Genomic DNA, 26188 nt, shown 5'->3' on the forward strand with positions numbered 1-26188 from the left:
AGCAAAAGCAAAACCACCGAAGCGCCAGACGCCTCAGTGGTTTCGCATAAACACGGCTCTGCGATCACTTATTATCGATTGGTCCAGCACGGTATAGCAGCTTTACTTTGGATTTTGTGGCGTCCTCGAAAGTGAGTGCCTTATCACCAGCGGGGTAACCGTTCTGCTGCAACAGGAAGGCCATGATCTCCACATAGTCCTCGTGTGCCAGCGTTCCCGGAGATGTCGCAGGCATGTTGTTTGCCACGATGGTAAACACCTCGCTGACGTGGAATTTCGCCTTGGCCGAGGCGAAATTCGGCCCCGTCAATGCGGGACCTGCCCGCCCTTGGAGGGTCGGACCATGGCACATGGCGCAGTAGGTCAGGTACTTTATCTTTCCACTATCGGCCTGGGTCGAAGTAAATAGCGCCGGCGGTGTTGCATCTGTTTTCGCCGACGACTTTTTGGAACCGCAGAGCCGATCGATGCCGCCCTCAACCGCCGACCTTTTCAGCATGGCGCTCTTGCCGCGGCTGGATGGCATCGCCAAGCCGGCTTGTGCATACGGTGCAAGCAACTTCGCCAACTGACCAGACTCGGTCAGTGCGGCAATCGCTTTCTCGAACTCCATAGCCGCCGGTGCATGCTCTGCGTCATACAGTGCAACGAGGTTGAACTGCGCATGCGGCTCGTCGAGTTCGTGATAGCTGAAACGTGCCGCCTCATGCTTGCCCACCAGATAGTGCACGACCGTCGGCTGCCACAACATCGCCGCATGCACTTTGCGTTTCTCCAGTGCGCTGAGCGCGTCATCATCGGTCAAATGAATATCTGCATTCACGCCGGGATGATCGACGAAATACAGATTCGGCGTGGTCTGGTAGGTCACGGCAACATCCGTGTTTTTGGGAAGCTGATCCAGCGTCGTCGCCTTGCTCCCCTTCGGGGTTACCAGCACGAAACCGGTGTGACCATAAGGTGTAGTAGCCAGCACGCCTGGCGGCGTGGATTTTGAATCAGCATCGACGGGAAAGCCCAGTACCAGCGAACAGGTGGCCTTGGCGAGCTTGCCGAACTCCTTCATGCTGAAACCGTCGTCGTCTCCACCACCGCTGCCATCAAACTCGTGCAAGGCCAGGGTATTGGCTTCCTGAGTGGCAATCGCGTGCGCGAGCCCACTGTCCATTGCTGCGGTCGGACTGCTTTTGTCGATGCAGACGGACAACTCCGCCGCAACGGCGGTGCCGCCGTACAAAAGCACGGCGGCCGATCCGACAAGCCAGGCAAGCCGGCTCTTTTTAAACATCTGTTGCTTCATGCGTTGACTCCGTTACATCGAGAATACGTAGAGGTGACCACCGAGCGGGATGTTCTGCACTTTCGGATCCTTGGCCATGTCGCCGCCCCAGATCGGTGTGGCGCCGCCCCAGCCAGCGTAGACGCCAATGTACTGTTTGCCATTGACCTTCCAGGTGCTGGGCACACCGATGATGCCGGAGGTCAGCTGCGGGCTCTTCCACAACACCTTGCCGGTCTTGGCGTCGAATGCATAGAAATAGCCATCCGCGCTGCCTGAAAACACCAGTCCGCCGGCGGTACTGAGCATGCCGTCGTTCCACGGAGTTTCCGAGGGGTGGTTCCAGACCTTTTTGCCCGTATTGATGTCGAGTGCGATCACGTCACCGTACTGACCCTTGAATGCCGGATCGGCCGTGACGTTGAACGACTCGCCCAGGAACGGCAGGCCGGCCTTGTAACTGACCGTGGCACCCTTGATCGTCATGCAGGTATGCATCGCCGGCACATAGGCCATGTGAGTCTGCGGATCGACCGAGATCGGCCACCAGTTCTTGCCGCCGAGGAAGCTTGGACAAGTGAACACTTGCTTGTCGATCGTCGGACGCATGGCCGGATCGGTGACCGGCTTGCCGTCCTTCATGCCGCTGACTGAAGTCGCCGTCACGAATTTCTGCGCATAGATCAGCTTGCCGCTGATACGGTCGATCGCATAGAACCAGCCATTCCGGCTCGCACTGACCAGGGCCTTGTGCTGCACGCCCTGATAATTGATATCGGTCAGTACCGTCTCGTTGGTGCCGTCGTAATCCCAGCTATCGTTCGGCGTGTACTGGAAATTCCATTTGATCTTGCCTGTCGAAGGATTCATCGCGATGACCGAATCGCTGTACAGATTGTCACCCGGCCGCAGCGTGGCGAGCCACGGCCCCGGATTGCCGACGCCCCAGAACAGCGTGTCGGTTTCAGCGTCATAACTGCCGGTCAACCACGCAGCACCGCCGCCGGTCTTGTAGGCACCTTTGGGCCAGGTCTTGCCGCCCGGTTCGGTAGGCGACGGAATGGTGTACTGCTTCCACACCTGCTTGCCGGTCTTTGCATCCAGCGCCGTGATGAATCCACGAGCACCGTACTCACCGCCGGACTCGCCAACAATGACCTTGCCCTTGACGATCAGCGGTGCCAGCGTCATCGCATAACCGAGATCCGCACCGAACAGCTGCTTCTTCCAGACCACCTTGCCGGTCTTGGCATTCAGCGCGACCACATAGTTGTCGAGCGTGGCGATGTAGACATTGTCGCCGTACAGCGCCACACCGCGGTTGACCACGTCGCAGCAGACGGTCTTCAGGCCGACTTGCGACAGATCCTGCTGGTACTTCCACAACTGCTTGCCGGTGCTGGCCTGGAAGGCAATCAGACCATCCTTCGGGGTGGTGACAAACAGGTAATCGCCGTTGACGATCGGCGGTGATTCGTGGCCCTGCTCCATGCCGGTCTTGTAATCCCAAACCTGCTTGAGGCCAGCCACATTACCGCTGTTGATCGTATCGAACGGCGAGTAACCGGAACTGGTGTAGTCGTGGCGGTACATCAGCCAGCCGTCATCGGTGGCGGCAGCCTTGAGGCGTGCATCGGTGACCGGCGCGTAATCGGCCGCCAGTGCGCTACTGGCCATCACCAGCATGGCGATAAAAAGACTCGTATTGCGGAAGGCATTGAAGCGTTGCATGCATTTCCCCTTGTCATTGCGGGTTTTCGCGATTTACTTGAGCAGATGAGTACTGCGACTAGCCGTTTTACAGCGATGTGTCCCTGATCAAATGCACACTTCGGCGAGCGTGCATTTGATCGGCACGTTCTCAATATGTGATTTCAAACTGGATTTTTCTGCGGGTAGTTCTTCGGAGTCCGCGCTGGCGGACGGCTAGATGGCCGCCCGCTTCCCGGTTCGGCTCAGAAAAATCCCAACTTTTTCGGCGAGTAGCTGACCAGAAGGTTCTTGGTTTGCTGGTAGTGATCGAGCATCATCTTGTGATTTTCGCGACCGATACCCGATTGCTTGTAGCCACCGAAGGCGGCATGTGCGGGATAGGCGTGATAACAGTTGGTCCATACGCGACCCGCCTGGATGCCGCGACCAAAGCGATACGCACGCGTGCCGTTGCGCGTCCACACGCCCGCGCCGAGGCCGTAGAGTGTGTCGTTGGCAATCGCCAATGCGTCTTCATCATCCTTGAAGGTAGTCACGGAAACCACCGGGCCGAAAATCTCTTCCTGGAAGACGCGCATCTTGTTGTTGCCGAAGAACACCGTCGGCTTGACGTAGTAGCCGTCCTTGAACTCACCATCGAGCGTATTGCGCTCGCCGCCGATCAGCACCTTGGCACCTTCCTGCTTGCCGATATCGAAATAGGAAAGAATCTTCTCCAGCTGTTCGCCGGATGCCTGCGCACCGACCATCGTGGCCGGATCGAGCGGGTTGCCCTGTTTGATCGCCGCTACACGCTTGAGTGCACGTTCCATGAACTTGTCGTAGATCGATTCGTGGATCAAGGCGCGGCTCGGGCAAGTGCAGACTTCACCCTGATTGAAGGCGAACAGCACGAAGCCTTCGATCGCCTTGTCGAGAAAATCATCGTCCTCGTCCATCACGTCGGCGAAGAAAATATTCGGCGATTTGCCACCCAGCTCCAGCGTGACCGGAATGAGGTTCTGGCTGGCGTACTGGCTGATCAATCGACCAGTGGTGGTTTCGCCGGTGAAGGCGATCTTGGCGATGCGGTTGCTCGACGCCAGCGGCTTGCCCGCTTCGAGGCCAAAGCCGTTGACGATATTCAGCACGCCTGGTGGCAACAGGTCACCGATGATCTCGGCCCATACCAGGATGCTTACCGGCGTCTGCTCGGCTGGCTTCAGCACCACGCAGTTGCCCGCGGCGAGCGCTGGCGCCAGCTTCCAGCAGGCCATCAGCAGCGGGAAATTCCAGGGAATGATCTGGCCAACGACACCGAGCGGCTCGTGAAACTGATAAGAAACCGTATCGTTATCGATCTCACCCATCGAGCCTTCCTGCGCGCGAATGCAGCTGGCGAAGTAGCGGAAGTGATCAATCGCCAACGGTACATCGGCATTAAGCGTTTCGCGGATCGGTTTGCCGTTGTCCCAGGTCTCGGCGTAGGCAATGACCTCGAGGTTCTGCTCCATGCGGTCGGCAATCAGATTGAGGATGTGTGCACGCGCGGCGACCGACGTTTTACCCCAGGCGTCCTTGGCAGCATGGGCGGCATCGAGTGCGGCTTCCACATCGTCCTTGTCGGAGCGCGGAATCTCGCAGAACGGATGGCCGGTAATCGGCGTGATGTTGTCGAAATACTTGCCGTTCTTCGGCTCAACCCACTTGCCGCCGATGAAGTTGCCGTAACGCTGCTTGAAGGGAACCTGCACCGCGAGATGTTGCTGCTCAAGCTTGGTCATGGGATAGCACTCCGTATCTGGGAAAGGTACAGACACAAGAGCAGGAGCCATGCCAGCGGACCTGTCACGAGGTACCGTGCTGCGCTGTGCCAACCCACTGGATCGCACAACAACCGGGAAAAATTCCTGAATCGCTGCAACGCAACAATAAACTCGGCAGTTCGGCTGTTGCACTTTGCCCCAGCATATGTTTTGTATCGAGACACACCTCACGGAGGTGTCGCATATTGCGACACACACAATCACCCATGCGGCATCCGGGTTTTACAGAATCGATCAACCATGCGCGCCGCAGCTTTTTCGACAGTGGCTCCGAACCGCGCGGTCTAGTGTCTGAAACCATCCTCGCCTCATGGCGCCGTTGTCGCTTGCAAGGCCTGGTTGCCGACGAGCGACCCAGTGTCGCGCTGGTCGAGCGGCATCAGCTGGGCGAGATGCAGGAGCAACACGAGGTATTGCGGCGCCTGTGTCGGCCAGAGCTGGAAGCGCTCTATGCCAGCGCCAACCACGCCGGCAGCATCGTGGTGCTGACGGCGCCTGATGGTTTCATTCTCGACGCGCTGGGCAACGCCGATTTTCTCGACAAGGCTGCACGTGTCTCGTTGCGTCCCGGTGCACCTTGGAGCGAAGCCGCCACCGGCACCAATGCGATCGGCACCGCACTGATCGAACGTCGCGCGATCGAAGTGCGCGGCGGCGAACACTATTACGCGCCGCATAAAGTACTGAGCTGCTCGGCTTCGCCGATCTTCGACCCGCATGGTGAAGTAGTCGGCGTACTCGATCTTTCCGGCGAATCGTCATCGCACCATCTGCATGCGCTGGGCATGGTGCAGTTGGCCGTAGAGCAGATCGAGCATCGATTGTTCGAAAGCGGTTTCGACGGCGCCGACATCGTGCGCATCCAGCCCGACGCAGCGCTGCTCGGCACCGCACGTGAAGGCATGCTGGTATTCGAGGCACACAAACTTGTCGCTGCCAACCGGCACGCGCTGCGCCTTTTGGGCATGGACTGGAGCGAGCTGGGCAAGCGCCGCTACGACGAACTGTTTGCCTCGGCATTGCCGCGACCCGGTAGCGTGACCGGCATGCGCTGCCAGAGTGGCGAAATGGTTCACGCACGCCGTGATGTGCCTCGGCAAAGCAGCACACCTCTGCGTGCATTGCGCTCTACGCATGTCAAACCATTGCGTTCGCCCGCGCCGGTTTTTTCACCGACGATGAATGAGGCAATCGACCGCAGCGTTCGCCTGCTCGATGCGGATATCCCTTTGTTGCTGCAGGGCGAAACCGGTACCGGTAAAGAGGTGGTTGCGCGCGAACTACACCGGCGCAGCGCGCGCGCTGGCGCACCGTTCATTGCGGTGAACTGCGCCGCCCTGCCCGAGAGCCTGATCGAGTCGGAGCTGTTCGGTTATCTGCCGGGCGCCTTCACCGGTGCGCGCCGCGAAGGCTCGCCCGGCCTGCTGCGCGAAGCCGATGGTGGAACCCTGTTCCTGGACGAGCTGGGCGACATGCCGCTGGCGATGCAGAGCCGCCTGCTGCGCGTGCTGCAGGAGCGCGAAGTCACACCGCTGGGCGGTAGTCGCGCACACCCGATCGACGTCACCGTGATAGCTGCCACGCACCGTGATCTTTCCGCAGCGGCAGAGCGCGGTGAATTCCGCGCCGACCTGTATTACCGCATTGCGCAGTCGACCCTGCGATTGCCGGCGCTGCACGAACATGTGGATCTTGCGTCGGTCATTGAGCAGCTCTGGCGTGCCTTGGGCGGCGATCAGATTCCGATGCATCTGCATCCCGAGCTGGTGCAGGATCTGGCCAACCGACGTTGGCCCGGCAACTTGCGGCAGCTGGTCGGGTTGCTGCGCAGTCTGATGGCTTTAGGTAGTGTCGGATCGGTGGTAACCAGACGTGACTTGCCCGAGGATTTACGGACGCACGGTTCGGCGCAGGTACTCCCCCATGCGAACCTGTCGGGAAGCCTCGAATCGATCGAGCTGCACGCCATCGATGAAGCCATCGCCACCTGCGATGGCAACGTTGCCGCTGCCGCCCGCAAGCTCGGTGTCAGCCGCAGCACGATTTATCGACGTCTTGCGCAACATGGCGCTGACTGACGACGAAGCTATTGATAGCTCGGTAGATAAATCGGCGCACCGAGGGAAAAACTAGCGCATCCGTCCCTCGGCATTACCTGCCCTGGCGCTGTCGAGAATTTCCGGATACGGAAATTCCAGTCCCAACAGCTGGCGCAGATCCGGGCTCGCCTGTGCAATGAATTCCGACGGCAACGCGGCTGGCAGGTTTTCCATTGGCTTGACCCACTTCGGCAAATACTGGATCAGGATCGCCGAGCGGTCCTGCTGCGACAGATTGGGCATGGCGCAATGCCATACCGCGCCGAAGAAAATCACCGTATCGCCCGGTTCGCCGAGCATGCGTTCACAGCGATCGTAGAAGCGGTCGCTTTCGACCGGGTAACGCAGCTCGTGTTGCGAGCCCGGTACATAGGCCGTCGCACCGGTTTCGACGGTGAACGGATCAAGCATGATCGTCGCCTGCGCGTTCAGCGGAAAGCTGGCATTGAGCCGCGCCGGATGCGTCAGTGGCGAATGGTAATCCCAGTAGGGATAGTCGATATGCGGCTCCTGCCCCGGTCCACCGGGAAGAATGCGATTGGCCGCAATCGAGCCCATGGTGAAACCGGTACCAAGAAACGCACGCATCACCTGCATCAGCTGCGGATGCGCCGCCATCCGTGAGAACACCTCGCCTTTGGCCAGAAGATTCCACACACGCCGCTGCAGGTCGATGGTGCCAGCCTTGCCCGCCGCACCCTGGAAATGCGTGACCTTGGGCGCCGCGGATTCGGATTCGCGCATCACCACGTCGCGTGCCTCGGCAATCTCCGCCGCATTGAACAAGCCTCGGATGGTCACTGCGCCAGAACCATCGAACAGTTCGCGCACGGTTGCTTCGACATCGAGATGCGCCGCATCGATGATTTTCGAACCGACGACAATAGCGGGTGAGCGAGCGGACAGTGCAGACACGATGGCGTACCTCGGACTGAGAAAAAGAGTGGTCGAGGCGAACGCTACGCTTTTTTGCAAGCGCTTGCAAAACGCAGTGCAGCATGCGTAGAGTCGAATGAAACCCACGAGGAGTTTCAATGGAGCAACTACGCATTGGCCTGATCGGCGCCGGCTATATGGGCAAGGCACACACATTGGCCTGGCAGTCGGTGCGAACCGTGTTCGACACACCGCTATTACCCATCTGCGAAATGCTCGCCACCTCCAGCAATGACGGTGCGCGCGAGCACGCGCAAGCCTGGGGCTGGCGACGCTCGACCGGTCACTGGCAGTCGCTGGTCAACGATCCAGACATCGATGCGATAGTGATAGCTACCCCACCGCGCACGCATCTGCCGATGGCACTGGCGGCCATCGCGCAAGGCAAGCACGTCTTCTGCGAAAAACCGCTGGGTTGCTCGCCGGACGAATCGCTGCAAATGACCGAAGCCGCCGAGCGCGCCGGCGTGGCGCACATGGTCGGCTTCAACTACATCCGCACGCCGGCCAGCCAACTGGCGCATGAAATCATCGCATCGGGTGAAATCGGCGAAGTCATCCACATCGCCGCCGAGCACGCCGAAGACTATCTTCACTCACCACAACTGCCGGCCAGCTGGCGCACCCGCGAAAGCGAGGCCACGGCGGCTGGCGCGCTGGGCGACGTCGGTGCCCACGTGATCAACGCCTGCCTGCGCCTGGTCGGGCCGATCCGTTCGCTGGTCGCCGATACGCATGTCGTGCAAGCGCGTCGCACAGGACCGCAAGGCGAGGAAGCCGTAGACAACGACGACCTCGGCCAGCTGCTGCTGCGCTTTGCCAGCGGCGCCAGCGGCACGCTCGGTTTCAGCCGCGTCGCGGCTGGCCGCAAGATGGGTTACACCTATCGCATCACCGGCACGCGCGGCGCCCTCGCCTTCGATCAGGAGGATCAGAACGCGCTATGGCTTTTCGATGCGAATCGCCCGCTGGAGCGGCAAGGCTTCCAGAAGATCTTGATGCGCCCCGGCCATCCCGACTACGCGTCGTTCAACCAGGGGCCGGGCCACGGTACCGGCTACAACGAACAGATCGTGATCGAGGCGCGCGACTTCATTCGCGCTATCGCTGGCGGCCAATCGGTGTGGCCTGATTTTCGCGCTGGCCATGAGGTGGACCGTGTTATCGCCGCCGCGCTGCAGTCGGCCTCCGAACGACGCTGGGTCGATCTTTGATACCAGCAGCGATCAGGCTGCCACGCTCGACGATCTCAGCATCGAAAATCGTCGATGCGGGGACCTGATCGGGCTCGACCAGCCACGCGGCGATCTGCGCGATGGCCTGTTCGATCATCGCGGCAATCGGCTGGCGCACGGTAGTGAGGCGATAAGCGGCCCATGCGGCGAGCGGCATGTCGTCGAAGCCGACGATACTGACATCCCTCGGCACGACAATACCGCGTTCGCGGCAGGCATCCATCGCGCCGAGGGCGATGATGTCATCGCCACAAAAGACGCCGTCGATCTCCGGCGAAGCATCGAGCAAGGCGTGCATGCCTTGCCTGCCGTGTTCGTGCGAGTAGTCGCCACCGAAGTGTTTGGCCACGAGTTTGCAGCCATGTTTGGACAGCGCGCGCTCGAAGCCGCGGCAGCGATCGCGCGATGCCATGTCGGTACGCGATGCGCCGAGAAAGGCCAGGCGCCGCAGCCCACGCGCAAACATCAACTTACCGACCTCGGCGCCGGCGGCCGCATTGTCCACCGTCACCACGGGAGCCGCCGCAGGACCACCCTTGCGTCCGAAGAGATGCATCACCGGCAGGCCTGCCGCTACGCAGCGCTCGGCGAAGCCGGCCGGTGGCGCGGATGTCGCGATGAGCACGGCATCCACGCTGTACTTCAGCATCATCTCCAGCGCAGCATCGGCACCGCCGCGCTCGGCGAGATTGGCCAGCAGCGGACGCAAGCCGCGCGCCTGCAGTTGCTGGGTGAAATGGTCGAAAACATCAAGAAAGGCCGGATTGGCAAAGTGATTGGACACCAGGCCGATCAGGTCGGTACGACCAGTAACCAGACTCCGCGCCGCATGGTTGGGCCTAAACCCGAGCACCTTCGCCGCTGCCTCGACACGTGCACGCATGGTCGCGGAAACGCTGGCACCTTCGGTGAACGTCCGCGAGACAGCCGAGATCGACACTCGCGCCTTGTCGGCGACATCCTGCGCACTGACGCGCGAAGGGAAAGCCGAACGGGAACCGCGTTTGTTCAATGCCAGACCCTGAGTAAAAACGACCAGCGAATCATGCATGACAGGCCGCACGCCTGTCTGCAGATCTTTCCGTCATCCGATCAGCGGCTGATCACCACGGGCAGGGCTGCAACCTGTCGATAACCGTCATCCAGCAGCCGCGCGACAGCCGGATCGAGGCCACGCATGAATGCTTCGACCTGGGTGGTGTAGTCCGATGTGGTGCCCAGCTGCTGATTGATCTGCATATGCGTCAGCGGCTGCTCCAGTACCTGCGCACGGGTACCGAGCGACACGGCCTTGTCGACAAACTGGTGCGCCTGCGGACACGAATCCTTGCGCAGAGATGAACACACGCCGAGAAACGGCGCACCGGCGGCGCTTAGTTGCTGAAACGGCGACGCCGCTGTCCACGCGGTGGCATCGCTGCCAAACGCCTTGTCGTACAGCGGAAAGTGTGGCGACTGCATGATCTGCACGACATCCAACGCAGCGCTATCCAGCGCAATCGTGCCCAGCCATGGCGTAGCACCCTGCCGTATTGCAATGGAAGGCTCCGCTGCAATCAACGCCACCAGGTGCGCACCGGAGGAGTGTCCCATCAAGATGAATTTATGCCGATCGCCACCCCAGGATGAAACCTGATTCTGTGCGGCGACCAGCGCTGCCGCCACGTCCTGCGCCTGCTGCAATGGCACGGTACTGGGCAGCAAGCGGTAGTTGGTGGAGATCACGATAAAACCGCGCGGCACCCAACGCGCCACCTTGTTCTCGATCACGCCGCGCGCCGCCTTGTCGCCGATGCGCCAACCGCCACCATGCACCATCAAAATCACCGGCGCATCCTGCGCATGCGCCGGTGCATACACATCGAAACGCTGATTCGCATCGCTGCCGTAGGCTACATCGCGCACCACGCGTATACCCGCCGGCAACGTGGCGGGCGACATATCGCCCTGCTCGTCGACCACGACAGCACGTCGCTGCATCGGCGCATCACCCGACGGGCCGGCCGTCGCACACTGGCACGCCAACACCAGCCCAACGAGCATCGTCGTGCGAAACATCAAAGCGTCGAATCGAATCATCGCGTTCTCCCGAAACCACAAAAACGTGGCGCGGTAGCTGACCGTTGACAGGCATGTGAGGCAACGCGTGATAAGCCTGGCACATTCACTCAGCCAAGCGCACGACATCTTTCAACCATATCAACTCATTGAACAGCAAGCACTTTGACGTTGCAGAGTTTTCTAGCAGCCGCGCCATAACTCTAAGTGCTTATGCTATCCAGAACCGGCGAGACGTCAACTTCATGTTAGGCGTGAGCCAGGCCGAAACATGCACCAGCGACCCGCGTAAAAAAAGAATAAGGCAAACGGCGTAATTATAAAATTGGGTGGAACCATTTTTTTCTCAGCTTCCGCATTAATCAAGTAAATAACAATTGTAAAAAACATAGCGAGAAATGCCGCCCAAGTAGACAGTCTAATGAACCTCTCTTCTTTAATACTTTGAACTAGGCTTGAGGTTTTTACCGCATTCATAGCGATCTTAGATCGAAAGAGTAGAATACCAAAAATTATCGGAAAAAAAGAAATTGAAGACAGTAAATGCGCCTCTGATTTGAGCACAGGAACTAAAGGCGCAGCAGCAGCGACGTAAAGGAAAATCGCCATTATCCAAAATGTGAGAGAAATAAAAAGATTAGGATAGGACTGGGATTTATTTTTCACAAGAAAATTCTTGCCAAGGATGTTGCAGATGTAGGTACTCAGGAACTCTTTTTGTTTGCCCGACGAACAAGAGGACGAACCAAAGCAAACCATATGATCAATACTGCCAAAAGCGAGTTCAGCATTGGATAAAGGAATGTCAATCCAGTCGCTCCGCCGCCACCCGCATGGAATAAAATAACCAACAAGCCAAGCGGCAGAGACATTATATCTTCAAAAATTTTCGCAGCCGTCGACGTAGCCAACATACAGGCATCGTTGAAACCGCAATTTACGCGCGGCATGAAGGCCGCCACACACAAGCCAAGGTGAACAATGGTTCCCGCAATGACAAAAGGAACAATCTTAATATTCAATAATCACCGAGTCTTACGATTAATTTTAACCAAAGTAATTAGCTTATTTCATGTAATACATCGGCATAAAAGACTTTGACTCATTTACTTCGCAAATCCAGTATTCCCACGCACATCAACGGGATCGCCAATCAGGCAAATTGCGATAGCTCCATTGGATGGTTCATGAGGCTCAGAGAATGAACCAGCAGTTATAATTAAGCCATTCGAGCTCTCGTATACAGCATTATTCAGATTGTCTAAAAATAAGGATCGAATCAAGTATCTTTTGCTTGGTAGTTTACAATTCAAAGACAATGATTTTCCTGAAGTGCTTGTGTCAACGATGAACTTTGCGTCTTTAAGCATATTTACTGCAACGGGGTCATTGCCAAGGTCAAGATAGCTAGCTGCTGGAATTTTTCGCCAATCCTTTCCCCAAAATTTAGTTGGTGCGGACTGCAGCCAAGCATCTTCTGCCGACACTGCGGAACTCCCGCAAAGAAGTAAAATAGCAAAAACTAGAGAGGGTGCGTATTTCATCGCTGCCACCAATGTTTATGTGCGTTAATGACCCCTTGTATATCCGAAGAGGTAACCGGGGCGCCGAAAGCACCCATAATATCGTTATCAAACCCCCAATACGGCATAGATATAGTCTTTCCATTCGAACAAAAATCTATGTACTGGTCCTCAAGACCCATTAAATGACCGGCTTCATGCGCAGCAGTCCATGGATTGGGTTTTCCCAATTGATCATCTGCATACCAAGTGCCGGTATTACCGTCCACGATAGTTTGGGATCGCCCTGTTCCGGCCGGAACGGTTATTGTATTTGTGTTCGCAATACCAGGGCCACCAGGTATTACAGTTGTTGTCACGTTATATTGACCAAATGTCCCCGACCATGTTTGCGCAATGGATTGATTCCACAGTGCCGTGAGTTCAGGCGTCACTCCAGGCCCGACGTAGCTCATTGGTATAGTCACCGTAACAGTGTTGCCGCTTACTCGGACCGTCGCCAATAGCCCATTGGGGTCTATGCTCGACAGGGGATTTCCGCTGACATACGCATAAGTGGACATGCCCGCCATAAGACCCAACGGATCGGATTGTAAGTAACGACTAGAACCCTGTTCGTAAATTCGATTGATATTGTCCACTAAGCCTGACTCAATATCGAAGTACTGGCCGGGATACCTCAGATTGAGCACGTAACCCGTGGTCGAAGTCGGCGCGACCTCTCCAAACGGATTGGCGACGTAAGGCCACGACCAGATCGTCGTCCCCGCAGTGTTGCTCACCGCCCGTGGCGTGCCCAGTTGATCGGCGGTGATGTAGTTGACCGTGTTGGTCGTGCCGACGATGTCGACCGTAGCGACCGGAATGTCGCCCAGCCAAATCGTGTCTCGGTGGCTGCTGTAGGTGTATTCGCCGATCAGATGGCCTTGCTCGTCGTAGGCAAAACGCTGGGTAAGCGCGGCCGGCGCCGTGGCTACCTTCTGGATGCGCTGGCCCATTGCGTTGTAGGTGTAGGTGCCGACCGTCGATCCGCTGGCCTGCACCACGGTGAGGCGGTTACGCCCGTTGTAGCCGTAGCCCCAGGTCTGCCCGGCGCTGGTGCTGGCGGTGGTGTTGCCGTTGGCGTCCGCCGTGCGCGCCGCGTTGCCAATGCTACTGAGCTGATGGGTGCCGCTGGTATACGCATAGGTGCCTACATCAAGACCACTACCCGTCTTGGTCAGACGATCGCCGGTCTCGTTATAGGTCAAGCCTTCGATCGATGTGGTGCCATCGGTAATTCCCGTCAGGCGATACAGCGGGTCGTAGCTATAGGTTTCCGTCGCCGGACTAGCGCCAGCGGCATTTCCCTCAGCGATGATATGGCCCATCGGATCGCGCGCGAAGTGCAGATTCAGCGCTGGGCTGGTGAGGTCGCTCAGCGCGTAGTTGGCGTCGTAGCTACGCGTGACCAGCTGACCGTTGCCCAGGGTGTAGCGCAGCACCGGACCGAACGGCAGGTAAGCGACATCGCTGACGAGGATGGTGTTACTGCCGCCCGAGGGCGTGGACTGCACACTGCTGACCTGGCCGTCGGCGTTGTAGAGATCGTAAACCGAGGTGCCATCCGGACTCAGGATAGTGCGCAGGCGATCACCGGGCGAATAGGTGTATTGCGTGGTGTTTGTGGCGCTGGGCGTGATCTGCTGCTTCTGGGTGACGTTGCCGTGCGTGTCGTAGCAATAGATCGTGGTAACGGCGTTCTCGATGACACGCGTGAGGCGGCCGACCGGGTTCGAGGTCGGGCAGCCGGTGACACTGTTGGCCTCGTCGTAGGTGTAGCTGACGTTGAGGGTGGTGTCGGCGTAGGTGGTGGCACTAGGGCGATCGAGCGCATCGTAGGTCGAGGTGCTCACCACTCCCTTGGCATCAGTGTGGGTCAGCCGGTTACCGGCCGCATCATAGGTGTCGGTGCTGGTGCCGGTGTCGGGGCTTTGCAGGGCAGTCCGGTTGCCCAGGCCATCGTAGGTGTACTTGGTGGTGAGGCTGCTGGGGTCGGTGACACCGGTGAGGCGATCCAGGGCGTCATAGCCGAATTTGCTGGTGGTGTTCGGGGTGAGGCTGTCGGTGCCGTTGTAGTCATCGATGGTGCTGGTCAGGCGGTCCAGCGCATCGTAGCCCTGCTGCCGCTGGATGCTGTTGGCATCGACCGAATGCACCAGGTTACCGTTGCCATCGTAGTTGCCGCTGGCGCTGGCATTGAACACGGTGTGGTTGAGGCCGTCGATGACGTCGACGAGCTGACCCAGAGTGTTGAACTGGCGCGTAAACGTGCGCCGCACGCCGTTACCGCTGTCAAAGGCCTGTTCCTTGATCCGGTTGCCGGCCGCATCGAGCGTGAACACCAGATAGGCGCCCATCGCATCCTTGATCTGGATCAGGCGGTGGGCGGTATCGTAACTGTAGGTGGTGGTGATGTTGTCAGGGTCAGTGACCGTCGCCACGGCGCCGTAGGGCGTGTAGGTGATCGTGGTGGTGGCACTGCCCACGCTGCGGGTATGTAGCCAGCCACGCGGATAGTAGGTGAAGGTCGTGACGACGCCATTGGCATCCTGCTGACTCAGCACGCGACCGACACCGTCATAGCTCAGATACGTGATGGTGTGGCCCAGGGAATCCGTGACGGACTGGAGGTCGCCATGCTGCGACGTACTGCTGTCGGTGAGGTAGTAGGTGTAAGTGGTGGTCTGGGTCAGATCGGTGCGCGGGCCGGTGGCGGTCAGCAGCAAGCCGACAAGGGGGCACTGGGTGGTATCGACGGCGGTGCAGTAGGTGTAGCTGGAGCGACGTACGCCCGCAGGGACCGTACCGCTGGTGGCGCAGGTGTAGGACGCGGCAGCGGCGACGGTCGGGTCGATGTCGCAACGCGCCAGGGTCTGGCCGACGGCGTTGTAGACCCAGGCGGTTGAGGCGACGGTGGTGCCGGCCGCGTTGAGCACGGTTTGGCTCAACGGCACGCGGAGCGTGTTATTCCATATCGTCGTCGTGGTCCGTTGAGCGGCCGTGCCGGAGGCATCGACTTCCGTACCCAGCAGGCCGTTGCTGCCGTACGTCGTCTGGGTGACGTTGCCGTTCCAGTCCGTCACCGTGTTGGGATAACCGTTGGCGTCATAGGTCTGGGCGGACCAGGGCTGGTTGCAGGCGTCGCCGCAGGGCGCCGAGCTGCCGCTGACTTTGAGCGCGCCGAGCGCGTTCTGGTAGCCCAGGTTGCTCACGGCACCAAGCGGCGTGGTCAGCGTCGTGCCAGCGCCAGCCGTGGTGCCATAGACGAAGGTGGTTAGATCGATGCCGGCGCCAGCCGCGCCGTGATAGACGGACGTAGCCCAGCCATTGCTGTTGTAGGTCGTGCTTTCGTAACGCGTGCTGGACTCGTCAATGGTGCCGGTCAATACACCGGGCAGATTGGCGCCGCCGGTGAGCGTGGATTCGTTATAGGTGTACTGGCGCGTCTTACCGTCGGGGTACTGTACTGAATTCAGATTGCCACTCGTGTCATACCCATAGGTCAGCACGCCGCCATCCGGCTGAGTCACCGTCGCCAGTTGGCTGTTGCTGTTGTAGGTGAAGTTGAGTGCGCGCCCCTGGGGGTCAGTCACCGTAAGCAGCAGATTCGCCGCAGGGGCGACCGAGGCTGGCGTGCTGGCCGTGCTGTAGGTGAGCGTGGTGACCTTACCGTCGGGGTCGGTGATGGATTGCAGCAAGCCAGCAGCGGAGTACTGCTCGGTCTGACGGGGCCCCGCTACGAAAACGCTGTAGCCGGTCGGCGTGCCGCTACTGTCGTCTTGCTCGGTCAGGGTATCGGCCACATCGGCATCGGGCGTCCATGCGCCGTTGGCCTTCTGGAACAACTCGTAGCGCCCGTCGGGGCGAAACAGATTGATGGAGGTCGTTGAATTGATGATCAGCGAGCGATCGAACGAATGGCGCCACGAGGTACCTAAGCCCGTCGGTACAACGGCGACATGGCTGTTATAGAAGCGCCGCAGGGTGAGCCAGTCGCTCGGCGCCGGATAGTCGGTTTCTTGCTCGAACTTGTTGCCAGTGGCGGTGTTGACGGGGTCCGACTTTACCGACGACCCCGTGCTGGTGGCTCCTACCTGGCCGTTGCCACTTTTATCGCAATCGCAGGTACCCGCGTTTTTGCCCGGATCATAGTTTACGAAAGAGGCAAAAACTTCGGCAAAATCATTGCCATCTACCTGACAAAACGCCTGGGTATTTCCGGGACTCGCGGTATATTCGACAAAGCCTTCTAATCCACCGTAATAATAAGTGTAAGGGCTATATATGATATGGCAACTTGCTTTCGGATTGGTGCCGCTGGGGCCGTCAAGGGCCGTATAATACTGCGTCGCCGATTGCACAGCCGACTGGAGCGAAGGAAATGGGCCATAGACCTTTCCGCTATTTGGACTGCTGTCATCGGGCACATAAGAGTAAGCCGGCCCCGCATTATTGCTTTGGGCTTGAGCACCGCTTATCGGACACCCCAAACCGCTTAACTGCAGCAGCAGGACAAGTAGCAGAAATGCCGTATACGGCGTACTCAAACGACCTCGTATCCGCGCCATCCTTGACATACGCTTCTCCCTGATCGCCATTGCGGCGTTTAATTATGGCCCGCGGATTTCGCGAGCACCCCTTCCGAAAAGTTTATAGCAGCGTTGCAAGACAGTTTTCTTGCAAGAAAACTATCGAACCAGCTGTGGTGTTTTATAGCAAGCGCCTGACGTAAGAATGTTGCGCGTCGTCACGTAAGGTTACGCCGACACAGCCAGCCATTCTTGACTAGCAAGCGAATCTTTTCGCGGGTTTACACCGACGTACTTACGTATCCAAATGCATTAGTTTAAATGCTGCCGCGGAACGCTTGGCACGGTGTAACACGCCTCTATCTGATCGACCTTTCGTCATCAGGCGATGATGAAAACCAGGCCATAAACATCCCGCATTGCACGCGTCAGTGAGCGACCGACGCCCCGACGTTGCAGAGCTTTTCCAGCAGATGGGCCTGTACGTTGCGCGGCGTATCGCCTTCGGCGAACGGTACACGCACATATTGGCCATCGGGCTGCAGAAGCATCGCGCTGGTGTTGTCGGTGAGATAAAGATCCAGCGCGTTGCGCACGCGTTGCTGCAGTTTTTTGCCCTGAATCGGGAACGCGGTTTCAACGCGGCGATCGAGGTTGCGCTCCATCAGATCGGCGCTGGCCAGATACAGCAACGGCTCGCCATCGTTGGCAAACCAGTACACGCGGCTGTGTTCGAGAAAGCGCCCGATGATCGATCGCACGCGGATGTTCTGAGACACGCCCTCCACGCCCGGCCGCAGGCAGCAGACGCCGCGCACGATCAGGTCAATCGACACGCCGGCGATGCTGGCCTTGTAGAACGCGCGGATCAGCTTCGGCTCGGTCAGCGCGTTGACCTTGATGATGATCCTCGCCGGCTTGCCGGCTTCGGCATTGGCGGTTTCGCGCGCGATCAGTTCGAGCAGTGTCTTCTTCAAAGTGAACGGCGCATGCAACAGCTTTTTCATGCGCAGCACCTTGCCCATGCCGGTGAGCTGGCTGAACAATTTGTGCACGTCTTCGCACAACACCTGGTCGGAGGTGAGCAGGCTGTAGTCGGTGTAAAGCCGCGCGTTGCCGGTGTGGTAGTTGCCGGTACCCAGATGCGCATAACGCACCAGCTCGCTGCCTTCGCGACGCTGGATCAGCATCAACTTGGCATGCGTCTTTACCCCGACCACGCCGTAGATCACCATCGCGCCGGCCTGCTGCAGACGCGAGGCCAGCGAAAGATTCGACTCCTCGTCGAAACGTGCGCGCAGCTCGACCACGGCAGTCACTTCCTTACCGGCGCGGGCCGCGTCGACCAACGCGTCGACGATTTCGGATTTGGCGCCAGTGCGATACAGCGTCTGTTTGATCGCCAGCACCTGCGGGTCCTTGGCAGCCTGACGCAACAGATCGACCACCGGCGCAAACGATTCGTATGGATGCAGCAGCAGCACGTCCTGCTTGCCGATCACCTGAAACAAATCTTCGGTGTGCTTGAGCACCTTTGGCAGCGTCGGCGTAAACGTCGGGTATTGCAGGTTCGGGTAACCCGCTTCGCTGGCGATGCGAAAAAGCCGCGCCAGATTGACCGGACCATTTACTTCATACAGTTCGGACTCGGCCAGGCCATATTGTTTGAGCAGGTAGTCGGTCAGTTCTTTCGGGCAGTTGTCCGCCACTTCCAATCGCACCGCATCACCGAAGCGGCGCGAATACAACTCGCCGCGCAGCGCGAGGGCCAGATCCTCGATATCTTCCGGGTCGAGCGTGAGATCGGCATTGCGTGTCAGACGGAACTGGTAGCAGCCGAGTACCTTCATGCCGGGAAACAATTCATCGACATGGGCGTGGATGATCGACGACAGCAACACGTACTTGTCGCCACCATCATTGATGGCATCGGGCACGCGGATCAAACGCGGCAGCACGCGCGGTGCCGGCACGATCGCCAGGCCGGAATCACGGCCGAACGCATCGACGCCTTCCAGTCGCACGATAAAGTTGAGGCTCTTGTTGACCAGCAGTGGAAACGGATGAGTCGGGTCCAGCCCGATCGGCGTGATCAGCGGTGCGACTTCTTCACGGAAATAGCGACGCACCCACAGCTTCTGTTTGTGCGACCACTGCAGGCGACGCACGATGCGGATGCCCTGCTCGACCAGCGCCGGCAGAATGCGTTCGTTGAGGATCGAGTACTGTCGCTCGATCTGCCGATGCGCGATCTCGCTGATCTCGGCCAGCGCATGACGCGGGGCAATGCCGTCGGGACCGATCAGCTCGTGATCCAGTGCGATCTGCCCCTTCAGGCCGGCCACGCGTATCTCGAAAAACTCGTCCATGTTGCTGGAAAAAATCAGCAGGAATTTCAGCCGTTCCAGCAGCGGCGTGCGCTCGTCGAGCGCCTGATCCAGCACACGGATATTGAACTGCAGTTGCGACAGCTCGCGATGGATGTAAAGACGCTTGTCGGTCAGATCGATCGGCATCGGCACCGACGGCTCGCCGTCGTTGGCAGCAGGCACGGAGGCGTCGGTCGGCAAGGCCTCGCGGATAATGCGAGTGTTCATCGGTACAAATCCATATAGTCCGTCAGGCAGGTCGTGTGTCCGGCCCGTGGTTGCAGCTGGAGGGATGGTAACCCGCTGTCGCGTGCAAGTGCGGTATACCGCAAGGCAAGTTAATAACGTACTCAGCTTGCCGCAGTACTTTGACAGGCGGATGACCTTGCGCCATGCAATGCTGGTTAGCACGACATGCCTCGATCAGCTATCCGCTCTGGTGCGAGCGATGCGTTCGTGGGATGCCAGATAGCGACTGGGTGCGGCACCCAATACACGATGGAATGCGGCGGTAAACGCACTGGCGCTGGCGTAACCCAGATCCATGGCTACCTGAGTGATCGATTCGCCACTATTCAACCGGGTCAACGCGGCCAGAAGACAAGCTTGCTGGCGCCAGGCAGCGAAGCTCATGCCGGTCTGCGCGCGGAACAACCGGGTGAAACTGCGTCGGCTCATGCCGGCGCGGGTCGCCATCTGATCGATGCCGATCTCCAGCGAGGGCGCGTCGATCAGGGCGCGGCACAGTGAAGCTAATCTACGTTCGTGCGGCAGCGGCGTGCTCAGCGCCAGCTCGGGCATGTTGCGGATCTCGTCCAGCAACAAGGCCATCACCCGCCCATCGCGACCATCCAGGGCGTATTCGGCAGGCAAGTCGACCGCTTCCAGCAACAGGGCGTGCAGCAGCGGCGATACTTCGATCACCCGGCATGTCGCGGGCAGACCGGCCGCCTCGGCAGCAGTGTGGTGCACGTAGACACTGAAGATCGACACCGGACCGCGCATTTGCACCTCGTGCACGACACCCGGGGGGATCCACAGCGCACGCTGCGGCGGCATCACCCAGCTGCCCGCTGCCGTATGCACGGTGACCACGCCAGTGACGGCATGCAGCAACTGGCCGCGTCGGTGCGCATGCGGCGGCAGCAAGTCGTGAGTCGGGTAATCGTTGGCGGTAGCGAGCACGTCGCGCGGCGTGTCTTCGTAGGGGTCGATACGGGTATTGCGCATGGTCTGGCCCGAATTCGATGATTATTGGCCCATACGTGAATGCGGGCCGCTGCACAGAACTCTATGGTGATGCACCCGATCGCGCAATGGCCGCGACCGAGCCTTGTTCCGCTATTTACCCCCATCGAGTTGACTATGCAGACGCGCGTTGATCCCATTCCCTTGTCGTCGTTACCCGTTACACCTGTTCAGACCACAACGGCGGCGCGGGATCGCACCAATTTCGGCATCATCGGCGCCATCAGTTTTTCACATCTGCTCAACGACATGATCCAGTCGTTGATCCTCGCCATCTATCCGATCCTCAAGCACGATTTCGCGCTCGATTTCGGCCAGATCGGACTGATCACGCTGACCTACCAGCTCACCGCGTCGCTGCTGCAGCCGTTGGTGGGCATGTTCACCGACCGCCGGCCGATGCCGTATTCGCTGCCGCTGGGCATGAGTTTCACCCTGTGCGGCCTGATCCTGCTGGCGGTGGCACCGAGTTTCCCCATTCTGCTGCTGGCGGCCGCGCTGGTCGGTACCGGCTCGTCGGTGTTTCATCCGGAATCCTCGCGGGTGGCGCGTATGGCCTCGGGTGGACGTCACGGCTTGGCGCAGTCGTTGTTCCAGGTCGGCGGCAATACCGGTGCGTCGCTGGGGCCGCTGCTGGCGGCCTGGATCATCGTGCCGCACGGACGCGGCAGCGTGGCGTGGTTTTCGCTGGCGGCATTGCTGGCAATCGTGGTGCTGCTGCAAGTCAGTCGCTGGTATCGGCACCAGCATGTGAAACAGCAAGGGCGGCGCGCACCTGTGGTGGTACACGCGTTACCCGTGAGCAAAGTGGTGCTGGCGATGAGCATCCTCGGTTTGCTGATCTTCTCCAAGTATTTCTACCTGGCCAGCCTCAGCAGCTATTACACGTTTTATCTGATCCACAAGTTTGGAGCGTCGGTGCAGAGCGCACAGGTGCATCTGTTCGTGTTCCTGTTTGCGGTGGCGGCCGGCTCGCTGTTTGGCGGCCCGATCGGCGACCGCATCGGGCGCAAATGGGTGATCTGGGCATCGATTCTCGGGGTCGCACCGTTTACCCTGTTGCTGCCGCACGTCGACCTGTTCTGGACCGGCGTGCTGACCGTGATCATCGGACTGATCCTGTCCTCGGCGTTTTCAGCGATCCTGGTCTATGCGCAGGAGCTGATTCCCGGTCGCGTCGGCATGGTCTCCGGGCTGTTTTTCGGCTTCGCCTTCGGCATGGGCGGCATAGGTGCGGCGGTGCTGGGGCATGTGGCTGATAGCCATGGCATCGAGTATGTCTACCGACTGTGCGCGTATCTACCGCTGATGGGCTTGATCACCGTGTTTCTGCCGAACCTTGAGCGACCTCGACACGCCAAACTGTCTGCCGTCTGAAATAAAACCGGCCCGCTGTCATGGCGGGCCGGTTTGTTGTGCGTGTCAGATCAATGTGTCGCTGGAGCCGGCCCTTGCACCACCTGCACGATATGCGCCGGCTGCAGGTATTTCTTGAACGCGTCCTGCACCTGCGGTGCGGTGAGGTTGAGGTAGTACTTGGCGGCCACCATCGGCTCATCCAGCGGCTGACCCTTGTAAGCCCAGCCCACCAGCGAGCTGGCGATTTGATCAACGCTGGACACGCCCAGGGGAATCGAGCGGATCTCGAACTGGCGCGCGTTGACCAGCTCCTCTGGCTTCACCGGTGTGTTCTGCATCGCGGCCAGGTTCTGCCGAATCAGACCATCGACCGGTGCAACCTTGCCCGGATCACTGCCGTACTCCACGAAGAACATCGAGCGTGAGCGGTTGAAACGCAGGCCGGAACTGGCGCCGTAGGCGTAGCCGTGCTTGACCCGCACGTCCACCATCAGACGCGAGGCGAAGCCGTTGCCACCCAGCACGTCGTTGCCGAGGTTCATCGCGTAGCGGTCGGGATTGGTCAGGTTCAGATCGAGCATCTGGCCCATCAACACCTGGTCCTGCGATGCGAACGAGTTATTGACTACGGTGTAGGCGGCCGGATGCAGCGGCACGGGCTTCGGGATCACATTGGGCTTGGGTCCGCTGGCCTTCCAGTCGCCGAAATATTTCTCGACGGTGGCCTTGGCCTGTTCCGGCGTCACATCGCCGACCACGACCAGGGTGGTCAGGTCGGGACGATAGGTCGCGTCGAAATAGCTCTTTACGTTCGGCAGGGTCAGCGCGTTCACCGTGGTCGGCAATGCCTCGCGCAGGCCGGAGTCGCCGGCCGGCAACATGCCCTTGGTCAACGCGTGGAACATCTTGTACTCGGGCGATTCGATCTCGCCGGCGAGCGTACGCGCCAGCGTGCTGCGCTGCACCTCAAACGCCTGTGGCGGCAGCGCCGGATGCAACTCGTTGTCGGCCAATAGCTGCATGCCCTTGTCGAATGCGCCGCTTGGCACGGCGAGCTTGAAATCGCTGCCGCCCGACGCCGTGGCGGAGATGTCATCCAGCGCCTTGTGGAAGGCGGTGCGATCGAGGTTGGTGGTGCCGTAATCGAACAGCGAAGCCAACAGTCGACCGACACCCTCCTGCCCCGCCGGCTCCTGCAGACCGGCATCGTGATCGACGTGGCCGACCACGGTTACCGTCTTGCTGATGCTTTCCGGTTGCACGATCAAACGCAGGCCATTGGCCAGCGTCATATCGGTAGGCGCCAACGTCCAATGCGGCATCTGCAACGTGCCGAGCGCCTTTTCGGCCCATTCCGGCAATGGTGCATCGAGCTTGTCGTCGCCACCGAACGACTCGGTACCGCCAAAGCCGCTGCTGTCCGGTGGACGCTTGCCGTCATCGCTCGGCGTCAGCACCACGGTGATGCGCTGATGCGATTTCAGATACTCACGCGCCACACGGTTGACATCGTCGACCGTCACGGCGGCAATCAGTTTTTCGGCCGCCTCGGGTGAATCCACGCCCTGCCATGCCAGTGCCTGCGACCATGCGCTGGCCAGGGTCACCGCGCTGTTCTTGTTGAACTCGGCCTGGGCCAGTTCGGAGCGCTTCGCGGCATCGACCAGCTCGGGTGATACGCCGTCCTTGAGCAGCTGTGCGACGACTGCATCGAGACTGGCCTGCGTCTGCTTTGCGTCGCCGCCCTTGGGAAAGCTGGCCTCGACCACGCCGATGCCGCCGCGAGTGAACGGTTGCATCTGTGCATCAGCCGTCAGCACCTTGCCCTGCGCCGCCAGCTCGGACAGGCTGCTGCGCGCATTGCTCAGCACGTCCATCAGTACCTGTGCCGCCGCGTAGTCCTTCGTCTGCATACCCGGCATGCGATACAGAAATTGCACCGAGCCAGTGCCCTGTGGCGTACTGCTGGCGATGGTCTGCGGCTTGAATGGTTTCAGCTTGATCGGCACGCGCGCCGGCGTGGCGCGCTGAGGAATCGGATCGAACAGTTGCTGCACCTTGGCCAGCGTGGCCTGCGGATCGACGTCACCAACAATCACGAAGATCGCATTGTTCGGCACGTACCAATCGGTGTGGAATTGCTTCAGCACGCCGGAGGTGGTCTTGTCGAACGTCGGCCGCGTACCCAGCGGATCGGCCTCGTAGCCGGTACCGGCGTAGAGCGCACCCTCGGCCTTCTCGAACGCCAGGAAACCGGGATCGGAAATATCACGCGACACCTCTTGTTCGATCGCGCCCCGCTCCAGCCCCCAGTCCTTGTCGCTGACCAGCAAGCCCTGCATCCGGGTGGCTTCGATGTGCAACAAGATGTCGAGGTAGGCCGACGGTGCCACGAAGTAATACTGGGTCGCGTCGTTGGTGGTGAAGGCGTTGTTGTCGCCACCCATCTTGCCGGTCATCTCGTTCAACTGCGCGCCAGTCATGCCGGTGCTGTCGCGGAACATCATATGTTCCAGCGCATGCGCGGTGCCGGGGTAACCCTTCGGCGTCTCGTAGCCACCGGCCAGATAGGTGATCTGGGTGGTCACCATCGGCGCCAGCGTGTCGCGCACGATCACCACGCGCAAACCGTTCTTCAGTGTGGCGCGGGTGACGTTGCCGGCTTCGCTGGCAGCGGCTGGCGCTGCGGCGTCAGCGGCATGCGCCACCCCACCCAGCAAACCGATACCCAGCAACACACTCCATGTCAGGGGTTTGAGCTTGTTCAACGTCATTAGCCTGTGATTCCTTGTAGTTTGCCGGTTGTGGTGCGGTGTTCGCCGCAGCGCTTGCGTTGATGAATCGGGGACGAGCCTGCCGATTCTGGGTGTCCCGCGTCTCCAGTCCGTGTGCCATAAGACATGTTTGCACGACGCGCGTATTCACCGGTTAAGCATTTCGATGGCTAACTGTGGCGTGCACCGATTACCAATGGTTCCGGCTCCAGCTGCACGCCGAAGCTTGCTTTCACACCGTCCATCACGCGCTGCGCCAGCACCCAAAGTTGCTCACCGCTGGCCTTGCCGTGATTGACCAGCACCAGCGCGTGGCGATTGGAGATGCCCGCATCGCCTTCACGCAGGCCCCTGAAGCCGGCCGTCTCGATCAGCCACGCGGCGGACAGTTTGTTGCGGCCTTCGCCCGCCGGCCAAGACACCAGCCCCGCATGCTCACGTGCCAGCGATTCGGCCAACGTGCTGTCGACTATCGGGTTCTTGAAGAAACTGCCGGCGTTACCGATCACATCCGGGTCAGGCAATTTTTTCGTGCGCAGGTGCACCACGGCTTCAGCCACATGGAAGGGCGCGGGCTTGTCCACGCCCATGCGCTGCAGCTCGTCGTGGATGCCTGCGTAGTCGGTGCGCAGTTCGCGCTGGCGCGGCAGCACAAAGCGCACGGCGGTGACGATGTAACGACCCGGCTCACGCTTGAACAGCGAGTCGCGATAGGCGAATGCACAGGTGGCATGATCCAGCGTCACCACGCGATGCTCGCGGATATCCCACGCCTCGACACTCTCGACGAACTCGGCCACTTCGCAACCGTAAGCGCCAATGTTCTGGATCGGAGCCGCCCCGACCGTGCCGGGAATCAGGATGAGATTCTCCATGCCCGCGTAACCCTGGCCCAGGGTCCAGCGCACGAAGTCGTCCCAGCGTTCGCCTGCGGCCACCGCGATGCGCGCGCTGTCGCCATCGCTCTCAACTTGGACTCCGCGGGTGGCCATCACGAGTACGGTGCCGTCAAAGTCGCCGGTGAACAGCACGTTGCTGCCTTCGCCCAACACCAGCAGCGGGCGATCACGGATGGCCGGAAACTGCAGCAGTTCGGGTAGCTTGGTCGCGTCGCGGATTTCTGCCAACAGGCTGGCCTTTGCTGCAACGCGTAGCGTATTACGTGTCGCCAGCGAGGCGTTTTCGATCAGCGTGTAGCCGCCCATATCCGTACCTTGCG

Annotated in this window: 17 protein-coding genes; 3 read left to right on the top strand and 14 right to left on the bottom strand. The window is 59.7% G+C overall.

The features are described from left to right. Nucleotides 1-64: 64 nt before the first annotated feature. The 3 genes from HDE79_RS16440 to adh all read right to left on the bottom strand — a co-directional run bounded on the left by HDE79_RS16440 (nucleotide 65) and on the right by adh (nucleotide 4755). Nucleotides 65-1300, bottom strand: a complete 1236-nt coding sequence (locus HDE79_RS16440; RefSeq protein ID WP_184603426.1) for a transporter substrate-binding domain-containing protein — start codon at nucleotides 1298-1300, stop codon at nucleotides 65-67. Between the two features lie 12 nt (nucleotides 1301-1312). Further along, on the bottom strand, nucleotides 1313-3010 hold the full coding sequence (locus HDE79_RS16445; protein ID WP_184603428.1) for a methanol/ethanol family PQQ-dependent dehydrogenase: 1698 nt from the start codon (nucleotides 3008-3010) through the stop codon (nucleotides 1313-1315). Between the two features lie 224 nt (nucleotides 3011-3234). Then, nucleotides 3235-4755, bottom strand: a complete 1521-nt coding sequence (gene adh, locus HDE79_RS16450) for an aldehyde dehydrogenase (RefSeq protein ID WP_184603431.1) — start codon at nucleotides 4753-4755, stop codon at nucleotides 3235-3237. Between the two features lie 329 nt (nucleotides 4756-5084). Here adh and HDE79_RS16455 point away from each other — a divergent pair, with 329 nt between their 5' ends. Continuing rightward, nucleotides 5085-6875 (top strand): sigma-54-dependent Fis family transcriptional regulator, encoded by a 1791-nt coding sequence (locus tag HDE79_RS16455; RefSeq protein WP_343205989.1) that lies wholly within the window; start codon nucleotides 5085-5087, stop codon nucleotides 6873-6875. Nucleotides 6876-6926: 51 nt separating this feature from the next. On the opposite strand, the gene HDE79_RS16460 is transcribed toward HDE79_RS16455, so the two are convergent. Continuing rightward, nucleotides 6927-7811, bottom strand: a complete 885-nt coding sequence (locus HDE79_RS16460; RefSeq protein WP_221440208.1) for a phytanoyl-CoA dioxygenase family protein — start codon at nucleotides 7809-7811, stop codon at nucleotides 6927-6929. Between the two features lie 119 nt (nucleotides 7812-7930). Between HDE79_RS16460 and HDE79_RS16465 the strand changes: the two genes are divergently transcribed. Next, nucleotides 7931-9046: a Gfo/Idh/MocA family oxidoreductase gene (locus HDE79_RS16465; protein ID WP_184603434.1), complete on the top strand. Its 1116-nt coding sequence runs from the start codon at nucleotides 7931-7933 to the stop codon at nucleotides 9044-9046. Here HDE79_RS16465 and HDE79_RS16470 read toward each other — a convergent pair. The 8 genes from HDE79_RS16470 to HDE79_RS16505 form a co-directional block, all read right to left on the bottom strand. Beyond that, complete coding sequence (locus HDE79_RS16470; RefSeq protein ID WP_184603436.1) at nucleotides 8994-10118, bottom strand: LacI family DNA-binding transcriptional regulator; 1125 nt, start codon at nucleotides 10116-10118, stop codon at nucleotides 8994-8996. The two genes, HDE79_RS16465 and HDE79_RS16470, sit on opposite strands and share 53 nt — an antisense overlap. A gap of 41 nt (nucleotides 10119-10159) precedes the next feature. Then, nucleotides 10160-11146: an alpha/beta hydrolase gene (locus HDE79_RS16475; RefSeq protein ID WP_255488461.1), complete on the bottom strand. Its 987-nt coding sequence runs from the start codon at nucleotides 11144-11146 to the stop codon at nucleotides 10160-10162. A 222-nt stretch (nucleotides 11147-11368) separates the two neighbouring features. Beyond that, nucleotides 11369-11791, bottom strand: a complete 423-nt coding sequence (locus HDE79_RS16480; protein ID WP_184603438.1) for a hypothetical protein — start codon at nucleotides 11789-11791, stop codon at nucleotides 11369-11371. A 38-nt stretch (nucleotides 11792-11829) separates the two neighbouring features. Continuing rightward, nucleotides 11830-12147 carry a hypothetical protein gene (locus tag HDE79_RS16485; protein WP_184603440.1) on the bottom strand — a complete coding sequence of 106 codons (318 nt, stop codon included), beginning with the start codon at nucleotides 12145-12147 and terminating at the stop codon, nucleotides 11830-11832. An 84-nt stretch (nucleotides 12148-12231) separates the two neighbouring features. Next, the gene (locus tag HDE79_RS16490) at nucleotides 12232-12669 is read right to left on the bottom strand and encodes a hypothetical protein (protein WP_184603442.1); all 438 of its coding nucleotides are present in this window, start codon (nucleotides 12667-12669) and stop codon (nucleotides 12232-12234) included. Then, entirely contained in the window at nucleotides 12666-17051 is a 4386-nt protein-coding gene (locus HDE79_RS22165; protein WP_184603444.1) for an RHS repeat-associated core domain-containing protein, read from the bottom strand. Before HDE79_RS22165 ends, HDE79_RS16490 begins: the two co-directional genes overlap by 4 nt. A gap of 596 nt (nucleotides 17052-17647) precedes the next feature. Next, nucleotides 17648-19816, bottom strand: coding sequence for a polyphosphate kinase 1 (gene ppk1, locus HDE79_RS16500; RefSeq protein ID WP_184603446.1), 2169 nt, complete (start codon nucleotides 19814-19816; stop codon nucleotides 17648-17650). A gap of 195 nt (nucleotides 19817-20011) precedes the next feature. Then, the gene (locus HDE79_RS16505) at nucleotides 20012-20818 is read right to left on the bottom strand and encodes a helix-turn-helix transcriptional regulator (RefSeq protein ID WP_184603447.1); all 807 of its coding nucleotides are present in this window, start codon (nucleotides 20816-20818) and stop codon (nucleotides 20012-20014) included. 135 nt (nucleotides 20819-20953) lie between these two features. Between HDE79_RS16505 and HDE79_RS16510 the strand changes: the two genes are divergently transcribed. Further along, a complete protein-coding gene (locus HDE79_RS16510; RefSeq protein ID WP_184603449.1) occupies nucleotides 20954-22213 on the top strand; it encodes an MFS transporter in 1260 nt (419 codons plus the stop codon). 50 nt (nucleotides 22214-22263) lie between these two features. Here HDE79_RS16510 and HDE79_RS16515 read toward each other — a convergent pair whose 3' ends face one another. Both HDE79_RS16515 and murB read right to left on the bottom strand, forming a co-directional pair. Next, the gene (locus HDE79_RS16515) at nucleotides 22264-24969 is read right to left on the bottom strand and encodes a pitrilysin family protein (RefSeq protein ID WP_184603451.1); all 2706 of its coding nucleotides are present in this window, start codon (nucleotides 24967-24969) and stop codon (nucleotides 22264-22266) included. Nucleotides 24970-25139: 170 nt separating this feature from the next. After that, entirely contained in the window at nucleotides 25140-26174 is a 1035-nt protein-coding gene (murB, locus tag HDE79_RS16520; protein WP_184603674.1) for a UDP-N-acetylmuramate dehydrogenase, read from the bottom strand. Nucleotides 26175-26188 lie beyond the last annotated feature (14 nt).

It is taken from the genome of Rhodanobacter sp. MP1X3, from assembly GCF_014207165.1.
Classification (GTDB): domain Bacteria; phylum Pseudomonadota; class Gammaproteobacteria; order Xanthomonadales; family Rhodanobacteraceae; genus Rhodanobacter.

Coding starts and splice junctions, on each gene's coding strand:
- HDE79_RS16440 (WP_184603426.1), bottom strand. CDS start 1,300: ATGAAGCAACAGATGTTTAAAAAGAGCCGGCTTGCCTGGCTTGTCGGA.
- HDE79_RS16445 (WP_184603428.1), bottom strand. CDS start 3,010: ATGCAACGCTTCAATGCCTTCCGCAATACGAGTCTTTTTATCGCCATG.
- adh (WP_184603431.1), bottom strand. CDS start 4,755: ATGACCAAGCTTGAGCAGCAACATCTCGCGGTGCAGGTTCCCTTCAAG.
- HDE79_RS16465 (WP_184603434.1), top strand. CDS start 7,931: ATGGAGCAACTACGCATTGGCCTGATCGGCGCCGGCTATATGGGCAAG.
- HDE79_RS16470 (WP_184603436.1), bottom strand. CDS start 10,118: ATGCATGATTCGCTGGTCGTTTTTACTCAGGGTCTGGCATTGAACAAA.
- HDE79_RS16475 (WP_255488461.1), bottom strand. CDS start 11,146: ATGATTCGATTCGACGCTTTGATGTTTCGCACGACGATGCTCGTTGGG.
- HDE79_RS16490 (WP_184603442.1), bottom strand. CDS start 12,669: ATGAAATACGCACCCTCTCTAGTTTTTGCTATTTTACTTCTTTGCGGG.
- ppk1 (WP_184603446.1), bottom strand. CDS start 19,816: ATGAACACTCGCATTATCCGCGAGGCCTTGCCGACCGACGCCTCCGTG.
- HDE79_RS16505 (WP_184603447.1), bottom strand. CDS start 20,818: ATGCGCAATACCCGTATCGACCCCTACGAAGACACGCCGCGCGACGTG.
- HDE79_RS16510 (WP_184603449.1), top strand. CDS start 20,954: ATGCAGACGCGCGTTGATCCCATTCCCTTGTCGTCGTTACCCGTTACA.
- HDE79_RS16515 (WP_184603451.1), bottom strand. CDS start 24,969: ATGACGTTGAACAAGCTCAAACCCCTGACATGGAGTGTGTTGCTGGGT.
- murB (WP_184603674.1), bottom strand. CDS start 26,174: ATGGGCGGCTACACGCTGATCGAAAACGCCTCGCTGGCGACACGTAAT.